General features: G+C 54.6%; 1 protein-coding gene. It reads right to left on the bottom strand.

Going from position 1 to position 445, the window contains the following annotated elements; genetic code table 11:
* Positions 1-69 precede the first annotated feature (69 nt).
* Positions 70-445, bottom strand: a 376-nt coding sequence (locus tag B3180_RS04455) for a polyprenyl synthetase family protein (protein WP_286843268.1), incomplete at its 5' end; no start/stop codon positions are given.

Genomic DNA, 445 nt, shown 5'->3' with positions numbered 1-445 from the left:
GGGAAGTACTTGCGGGCGTCCTCCGAAACAGAACCCGCTCCCCCAAGGCATTTCCTTTCTCCAAGCCTGCTACGCCACCCGGTCGACTGCCAGGTGGGTTAGGGTGAGCAGGGCTTGTTTGTAGTCGGAGTCCGGGAGATCGCTTAATGACTGGCGCGCTTGTTCGGCGGCTTCTAAAGCTTTATCGCGGGTGTATTGCAAAGCTCCCGTTCGTTCCATAGCCGTAAGCACGGTTTGTAAGTGCTCACGCCCGTCGCCTTGTTCAATGGCTTCGCGAATAAGCTTTTGTTCTACTTCGTTGCCGTGCCACATGGCGTATAACAACGGCAGTGTGGGCTTACCTTCCGCTAAGTCATCACCGGCATTTTTGCCCATCGATTCGCTGTCGGCGGTGTAATCCAGTAAATCGTCAACCAACTGAAACGCAGTACCCAAATAACGACCG

This window comes from Idiomarina sp. UBA4206, from assembly GCF_002383015.1.
Lineage (GTDB): Bacteria > Pseudomonadota > Gammaproteobacteria > Enterobacterales > Alteromonadaceae > Idiomarina > Idiomarina abyssalis.
This window is presented reverse-complemented; position numbering and strand designations above follow the sequence as displayed.